This is a genomic window from Streptomyces sp. NPDC006326 (assembly GCF_040612915.1).
GTDB lineage: Bacteria > Actinomycetota > Actinomycetes > Streptomycetales > Streptomycetaceae > Streptomyces.
This window is the reverse complement of record NZ_JBEXRC010000022.1, coordinates 113,563-121,381: the sequence shown is the minus strand read 5'-3', so window position 1 is coordinate 121,381 and position 7,819 is coordinate 113,563. Positions and strand designations below refer to the sequence as shown.

At 71.0% G+C, this 7,819-nt stretch carries 6 protein-coding genes and 1 rRNA gene; 2 read left to right on the top strand and 5 right to left on the bottom strand.

Annotated elements, in window-relative coordinates; translation table 11 throughout:
- The first annotated feature begins 142 nt into the window (after positions 1-142).
- Together rrf and ABZ128_RS19085 are read left to right on the top strand one after the other, a co-directional pair.
- A 5S ribosomal RNA gene (gene rrf / locus ABZ128_RS19090) occupies positions 143-259 on the top strand.
- Between the two features lie 103 nt (positions 260-362).
- Positions 363-917: a GNAT family N-acetyltransferase gene (locus tag ABZ128_RS19085; protein ID WP_356849665.1), complete on the top strand. Its 555-nt coding sequence runs from the start codon at positions 363-365 to the stop codon at positions 915-917.
- A 26-nt stretch (positions 918-943) separates the two neighbouring features.
- Here ABZ128_RS19085 and ABZ128_RS19080 read toward each other — a convergent pair whose 3' ends face one another.
- Genes ABZ128_RS19080 through ABZ128_RS19060 form a run of 5 tightly spaced genes read right to left on the bottom strand, consistent with a single transcriptional unit; the run spans position 944 to position 7,720 of the window.
- Positions 944-2,572 carry a type VI secretion protein gene (locus ABZ128_RS19080; protein WP_356849663.1) on the bottom strand — a complete coding sequence of 543 codons (1,629 nt, stop codon included), beginning with the start codon at positions 2,570-2,572 and terminating at the stop codon, positions 944-946.
- Positions 2,573-2,577: 5 nt separating this feature from the next.
- On the bottom strand, positions 2,578-3,996 hold the full coding sequence (locus ABZ128_RS19075) for an ATP-binding protein (RefSeq protein WP_356849662.1): 1,419 nt from the start codon (positions 3,994-3,996) through the stop codon (positions 2,578-2,580).
- Positions 3,997-4,015: 19 nt separating this feature from the next.
- The gene (locus ABZ128_RS19070) at positions 4,016-5,578 is read right to left on the bottom strand and encodes an SCO6880 family protein (protein ID WP_356849661.1); all 1,563 of its coding nucleotides are present in this window, start codon (positions 5,576-5,578) and stop codon (positions 4,016-4,018) included.
- Entirely contained in the window at positions 5,575-6,897 is a 1,323-nt protein-coding gene (locus ABZ128_RS19065; protein WP_356849659.1) for a hypothetical protein, read from the bottom strand. The genes ABZ128_RS19070 and ABZ128_RS19065 overlap by 4 nt, the downstream gene beginning before the upstream one ends.
- The gene (locus ABZ128_RS19060; protein WP_356849658.1) at positions 6,887-7,720 is read right to left on the bottom strand and encodes a hypothetical protein; all 834 of its coding nucleotides are present in this window, start codon (positions 7,718-7,720) and stop codon (positions 6,887-6,889) included. The genes ABZ128_RS19065 and ABZ128_RS19060 overlap by 11 nt, the downstream gene beginning before the upstream one ends.
- Positions 7,721-7,819 lie beyond the last annotated feature (99 nt).

The following is a 7,819-nucleotide window of genomic DNA, read 5'->3' as shown; positions in this document are numbered from 1 at the left end:
CCAGATGTGGAAGCCCGGTAACGGGTGGAGCTGACTGGTACTAATAGGCCGAGGGCTTGTCCTCAGTTGCTCGCGTCCACTGTGTTAGTTCTGAAATAACGAACGGCTGTGTTGCTGGCCAGCGTTCTGAATTTCATAGTGTTTCGGTGGTCATAGCGTTAGGGAAACGCCCGGTTACATTCCGAACCCGGAAGCTAAGCCTTTCAGCGCCGATGGTACTGCAGGGGGGACCCTGTGGGAGAGTAGGACGCCGCCGAACAATCATTGCGGGAAGCCCCGCACCAGGTATCTGGTGCGGGGCTTTTCTGCGTTCACGGCCCGTTTCGGTGCACGACGGCGTCACCCGTGATTGGATTTCGATCATGAGTAAGCATGTGATACGGCCGGTGCTTCCCGACGAGTGGGAGCAGGTCAAGGAGCTGCGGCTCTCTGCCTTGAGCGATCCGGCGGCGCCGGTCGCCTTCCTGGAGACCGTGCAGGAGGCCGCGGGGCGCTCCGACGCGTACTGGCAGGAGCGGACCGCGCGCGCTGCCGAGGGCAGGTACGCCCGGCAGTTCATCGCCGAGGCCCCCGACGGGCAGTGGGACGGGTCGGTGACCGCACTGGTGGAGGAAGGCGGCACCGACGACTTCTTCGGGTTTCCCGTGGCGGAGACCCAGGTGCATCTGGTGGGGGTGTTCGTACGGGCCGAGCAGCGCGGGACCGGGCTGACGGAGGACCTCTTCCAGGCCGCGGTGGACTGGGCCTGGTCGTTGGAGGAGCCGACGCCGGTGCGCGTCCGGCTGTTCGTGCACGAGGCGAATGCGCGGGCCGCCGCCTTCTACCGGCGGTTCGGGTTCGTGGCGAGCGGGCACGTCGTGTCGGTGCCGGGGGATCCGGACGCGCAGGAGTGGGAGTACGTCCTGGTGCGGCCGTGACGGCGTGAGGAACGGCCGCCGTTGGCCTAGGGCAGGGCGGCCTCCGGCCAGCGGGCGCGGGCCTGCTCACGGCTGCGGCACAGGGCCAGCAGCGGCAGCGTCTCGTCGAGGAGGAGCTCCGGCAGCTGGGGGATCGGGGCGACGGCCGCGATGTCGTCCAGGACCAGGGTGAGTGGTGGGTCGAGCCGGCCGTGGGATGACCGTCCGGCCATGCGGCGGCCGTGCTCGACCACGCTGGAGACGAGTGCGGTCAGCAGGGGCATCGCACCCGGGTGGGTACGGGGGTCTTCCAAGGGCTCACCCACCACGTAGAGGGTGCCCCCTTCGGCGACGAACGAAGCCAGCGTCAGCGCATCTGTTCGGTTCGGATTGCAGGCTTCGCGGATGTGGACGGACGTGAGACAGGAGAGGGTCCGCGCCGTCAGCTGCTGGGCCTGCTCTCGGCGTTCGGGGTGGGCGGTGAGGGCGCTTTCGAGCTCTCCGGCTGCGCCGGCGGCGGCTTGGGGGTGGGTGCGCAGGATGCGTACGGGGTCCTGGGCGCCCGTGCCCTGAGCCCAGCGGTGCAGCTGCTTGAACGGGCGGTCCTCCAGGGCGACGGCCTGCAGCCAGCTGCGCAGGAGCGTTTCCGCCGTGTCGGTGATGGCGGCGTCCATGCGGGCCTGGGGCTGTACGGGGGCCAGCAGGGCCGTGGCGCGGGCCGCGGCGGTGTCCCGGTCCGCGCAGTCGTGGGCCGGGTTCCAGTGCATGCGGGCCGGGGTGTCGCACAGGTGCGAGGGGTCGTAGAGGAGCACCGGGCCGAGTTTTGCGCGGGCGTCCTTGGTCTGCTCCCAGAGCGTGGGGGATGAGGTGACGACGAGGGCTGCGGCGGGGGCGTCCGCCAGCCGTCGGGCGGCCGCGCGGTGGCGGTCGGCGGGGTCGGCGTACACGAGGCGCCGGTCGTGGGCGCTCGGGGCGGCCGGGTACGCGGTTGTGGCCGGGGCGTAGCCGAAGCCGTAGCGGTAGGCCTCGTCGGCGCGGGCCGGCTGGGCTGCGTCTGACTGCTCGGGCGGGGGCCCCGGCGGGGCCGTGGTCACCTGCTGGGCGTAGTGCACACCGGGGGTCTCGGGCAGCGGCCGGCTCTGGTGCGCCCGCCGGCTCTGGTGCGTCGGCTGGGCCTGGTACGTCGGCTGGGCCTCGTGGGCCGGCTGTGGTTCCGGTGACCGCCAGCCCTCGTGCGCGGGCCGGGTTCCCTGGCCCGGCAGGTTCCCGTGGGCCGGCCGGCCCACGGGAACGGGTTCCTGCGCCGACTGCTCGGGGAGGGTGGACCGGGTCTTGGCTCGGGCCTTCGTACGGGCGATGACGCCCAGGGTGAAGATCACCAGGACCAGCAGGATCAGCAGCTGGCCGATGAACAGGCCCCAGAACAGGCCCCAGCCCGACAGTGCCGTCGGGGCGGTGTCCGGCCAGGCGCCCGGGATGTCGTGCGGTTGCGCTATCAGGGCGCGGATCGCGCCCGGGGTGCGGGTGAAGGTGACGGTGGCCGGCCAGCTGCCCCGGGAGAAGAGCGCGGCCAGGCCCGTCGATGACCAGACCAGGACGGCCAGGCCGAGCAGGAAGGCCAGGAGGCCGACCAGGAGGCCGTCCGGGATGCCGCCCGCGCGGCGTTCCTCGTGCACGGGGCTCAGGCCACCGTGGTCGCGGAGCCCGGGCCGCCGCCCTGGTGGCGTTCGCTGAGCAGGGCGCGCTGTTCCGCCTCCAGTTCGGCGGCCAGGAGGTCGTCGGGGAGCTGGTGGGCGGTGGAGGATTCGGTCATGGCGCGGTCCGTGTAGACGAGGGGACGTTCGGCTTCGGTGATCAGGTGTTTGACGACCTGGACGTTGCCGTTGACGTCCCAGACGGCGATGCCGGGGGTCAGGGTCGGGATGATTTCCACGGCCCAGCGTGGTAGGCCGAGGACGCGGCCGGTGGCCCGTGCCTCATCGGCCTTCTGGGCGTAGATCGTACGGGTGGAGGCCATCTTGAGGATGGCCGCGGCCTCGCGGGCCGCTGCTCCGTCGACGACGTCCGAGAGGTGGTGGACGACCGCGACGAAGGACAGGCCGAGGCGGCGGCCGAATTTCAGCAGGCGCTGGAAGAGCTGGGCGACGAAGGGGCTGTTGATGATGTGCCAGGCCTCTTCGACGAGGAAGATGCGCTTCTTGCGGTCGGGGCGGATCCAGGTGTGCTCCAGCCACACGCCGACGATCGCCATCAGGATCGGCATGGCGATGGAGTTGCGGTCGATGTGGGAGAGGTCGAAGACGATCAGCGGGGCGTCGAGGTCGATGCCGACGGTGGTGGGGCCGTCGAACATGCCGCGCAGGTCGCCGTCGACGAGCCGGTCGAGGACGAGTGCCACGTCGAGGCCCCAGGCCCGGACGTCGTCTATGGCCACGTTCATGGCTTCGGCTGATTCCGCTTTGGGGTAGCGGAGCTGTTCGACGATGTCGGTGAGGACGGGCTGGCGGTCGCGGATGGATTCGACGACGTAGGCGTGCGCGACCTTGAGGGCGAAGCCGGAGCGTTCGTCGAGGCCGTGGCCCATGGCGACTTCGATGATGGTGCGGAGCAGCGCGAGCTGGCCGGTCGTGGTGATCGCCGGGTCGAGGGGATTGAGACGGATCCCGTCGTCGTTGGCGGCGATGGGGTCCAGGCGGATGGGGGTTATCCCCAGCTGCTGGGCGATGAGGTTCCACTCGCCGACGCCGTCCTCGCCCTGGGCGTCGAGGACGACGACCTGCCGGTCGCGGAAGCGGAGCTGGCGCAGGACGTACGTCTTCTCCAGGGCGGACTTGCCGTTGCCGGATTCGCCGAGGACCAGCCAGTGAGGGGCCGGGAGCTGCTGTCCGTAGAGCTGGAAGGGGTCGTAGATGTAGCCCTTCCCGCTGTACACCTCCCGGCCGATGATCACACCGGAGTCGCCGAGTCCGGGGGCGGCGGTGGGCAGGTAGACGGCCTGCGCCTGCCCGGTGGAGGTGCGGACGGGCAGGCGCGTGGTTTCGACCTTGCCGAAGAGGAAGCTGGTGAAGGCGTCCGTCAGCGCGGACAGCGGATCTCGCATGAGCGGCACTTCCCTCCAGCTAGCGTCGGATGCCGGTGGCGAACGGCAAGGTGTTGACGAAGGCGCGGTGGTGCTCGCGGTCGCACCACTCCAGCTTCAGGTAGGACTTGCCGGCCGAGGCGCGGATGGTCCGCTTGTCGCGGGCGAGGGCTTCCGGCGAACGCGAGGACACGGTGATGTACCCGACGAGGTTGACTCCTGCCGCACCGCTGGCGAGATCTTCACCTCTTTGGTCGAGCCGGCCGTGTGCGGCGATGTCGCGGGGGTCGACGGTGCGGTTCATCTTGGCGGCGCGGCTGGCGTCGGCCTCGTCGTTGGTCTTCTCCGTGAGCATGCGCTCGATGGCCACTTCGGTGGGCTCCAGATCCATGGTGACGGCGACCGTCCGGATCACGTCCGGGGTGTGGACGAGCAGGGGGGCGAGGAAGTTGACGCCGACGGGCGTCATCGGCCACTCCTTCACCCAGGCGGTGGCGTGGCACCAGGGGGCGCGGGTGGAGGACTCGCGGGTCTTGGCCTGCAGGTAGGTGGGTTCGACGGCGTCGAGTTCGGCCGGCCAGGCGTTGCGCTTGGTCATGGCCTGGATGTGGTCGATGGGGTGGTCGGGGTCGTACATGGAGTGCACGAGGGAGGAGAGGCGGCCCTGGCCGAGGGGCTGGCGGACGCGGATGTCGGCCTCGGCGAGGCGGGCGCAGATGTCGGTGAGTTCGCGGGCCATGACGATGGCGAGGCCGGCGTCGCGGTCGATCTTGCGGCCCTTGTGGGGGGTGACGGCGCGGGCGATGGTGTGGGCTTCGGCGGCGAGTTCGCGCGTGTAGTGCATGCAGGCGACGAGGTACGCGCGGTGCTGCTCGGAGGAGGTGGACACCATCGACTGGAGCTGGTCGTACGAGTCGCGCAGCCAGACGGGGGCGCCGGGGTCGCCGCGCTGGGCGACGTCCTTGGCGTGGGCGTCGGGGTCGGCGGGGAGCGTACGGGCGAGCATCTGGAGGCGGGTGACGAAGCCGTCGCCGTTGGCCACGTGCTTGAGGAGGGTGCCGAAGCGGTCGACGAGGGCTTCCTGGTCCTCGCTGTCGCGCAGGCCGACGCCGGGGCCCTCGATCTCGATGGCGGCGGTGACGGTGCGGCGGTCGGCGTGGAGGAGGACGGCGATCTCGTCGGGGCCGAAGGGGGCGGCGAGCCAGCTGATGCGGCCGATGCCGGGGGGCGGGCCGACCTCGACCTCGCGGCCGTCGGCGGCGCGGACGCCGGCTTCCATGGCGCCGGAGCGGTATGTGGTGCCGCGGCGCAGGGTGCGCTTGTAGCTGCGGTTGATCTCGAACCACTTGTAGAACGTGCGGCCCTTGTACGGGACGTACACGGCGGCGAGCGCGAGCACGGGGAAGCCGGCGAGGCTGACGATGCGCAGGGTGAGGTCGGGGACGAGCAGTCCGCTCATCATGCCGAAGAACGCGCCGACGATGATCAGGGCGATTTCGCCGCTCTCGCGGTTCTTTCCGACGATCGCGTTCGGCCTGGCCCGGCCGATGAGATACGTGCGGCGGGGCGCGACCGGGTGGAGCTGGTGGGACTGGGTCGTCAACGCCCGTCACCTCCTGTGTTCCTCGTGCTCGAACTGCTGCGGGGCGGGGGTGCGGCGGAGGGGACAGATCCGCCGCCGGCCCCGCCGGAGGGGCGGCTGCTGTGGGCGGCCATGCCTCCGGAGAGGGGGTTGGCGGGGCGGGGGCCGCCGGAGCCGCCGCCGTCCCCGCCTCCGCGGTGGGCGCCGCGGGAGCTGTGGGTCTTGATGCCCTGGGAGACGAGGGAGGCCGGGGAGCTGATGACGGCGGCGGCCTGGGCGCCGTCGGTGGCCTTGGTGCGGCCGGCGCGGGCGGAGGCGATCTCGTCGCCGAAGCCGGGGACGAAGCGGTAGATCATCGCGGAGGCGAAGATCGCCAGGAGGATGATGGCGAGGCCGGAGACGACGGCGGAGAAGGCGTTGGGGCCCTTCTCGCCGGCCAGGGCTCCGGCGAGGCCGAGGACGATGACGATGACCGGTTTCACGAGGATGACGGCGATCATGATGCCGGCCCAGCGGCGGACGTGGCCCCAGAGGTTGCGGTCGACGAGTCCGGCGTAGACGACGACGCCGAGGAGGGCGCCGACGTAGAGCAGGGCGGCGCGGATGAAGAGTTCCAGGAAGAGGATGCCGGCGGCGAGGACGGTGACGAGGGAGACGACGATCAGCATGATCGGTCCGCCGCCGATGCTGTCGCCCTTCTTGAGGGCTTCGGTGAAGGAGCCGAAGAAGACGTCGGTCTGGCCGCCCGCACCGGAGGCGATGACCTCGGTGACCCCGTCGGTGGCCGAGACGACGGTGTAGAGGATCAGCGGCGTGAAGGCGGAGGCGAGGACGGTCAGCCACAGGAAGCCGACGGCCTCGGAGAGGGCGGTGGTGAGGGGGACGCCGCGGATGGCGCGCTTGGCGACGGCGAGCAGCCACAGCACGAGGGTGAGGATGGTGGAGGCGGCGAAGACGACGGCGTACTGCTTGAGGAAGGCGCCGTTGGTGAAGTCGACGTTGGCGGTGCCGTTGACGGCCTTGCCGAGTTCGCTGACGATCCAGGCGGCGGCGTCGGCGCAGCCCCTGGCCAGGGAGGCGAGGGGGTTGAGGGCGTCGGTGGGGTCGCTGGGGGCGAGGCCGGTCTTCGGCGGGGTGTTGGGCGCGGCGCCGGCGCCGCGTTCGCAGTAGTCCTTGGCCGGACCTCGGATCAGGTCGCAGGGGTTGTTGCTCGCCTGCGGGCTGGGCGTCGCCGAGGGTGTGGGAGGTGCGGCCACTGCGCGGGTGGCCAGGAGCACCAGGGTGGTCTGCACGGCTGCTGCTGCGGCCGTGAGGGACAGGCCGCGACGGTTAGCGTGCATAAGTGAGCCCCCCGAACTGCGACACGGCGGCGGCCATCTCCTCGGCGGAGGCCGCTCTCTGATCCCGGCCGACGGGCGCCGGGCCGTCCTTCTGCGTGAAATCGGAGATCCGCCAATCGCCGTTGATCCAGCGGAGCTCGAACGTGTTGGTGTACCAGCTTTCGGCGACGGGGTTCTTCGACCCCTCGCCCGCGAGTCCGAAGAGGGTCGAGAACCAGACCGAGACGGTGGCGGTGTCGCCACCGAATTTCTCCGCCTTCGTGCCCAGCGGGTTGGTGCGGGAGATGAACGTCAGGCCCTTCGGTGCTCTGCCGGTGTTGTCCAGACCGATACGGGCCAGGAACTGCTGGTCCGTGTACACGCGATCGAGGTCGCTCTGGCGTGCTGCCGCCACGTCCGGGACGTACACCGCTTGGACGATGGCACGGCGCCGGGCACTGTCGAACATGCCGTCGGAGCCCAGGACCGCTGCGAAGTTGGCAGCGGCGGACTGGGCGCCCTGTTCGTCGTGGGCGAAGCCTTGGGGGACGCCGCCGTTCTTGGCGTCGACGGGGCGGGTGCCCGTCGGGGCCGTGGAGGTGGCCGCCGGGGGGGTGTCCGCCGAGGGGGTGGCGGGCGGGCCGTCCTGGCCCTGGTTCGCGAACGCGATCGCGGCGACCAGCAGGACCACCACGCCGACCACCGTGACCAGGCCGCGCGAGGCGCGGGGGGTGCGGCGGGGGGTGCCGTAGGGGTCGGCGGGGGCGTCGGGGAGGCGGGTGCGGGTCTGGCCCGTGCCGCCGACGTCTGCGTGGCCGCCGCCGTACTGGTCGTCGTTGCTCATTCCTGGTCCGCCCCCTCCGCGTCGTACGACGGTAGCGCTGGTTCCGCGTGGATGCGGTGTGGTGAGTCCTCGTCAGGTCCGCAAGCCCGGGGCTTTCCC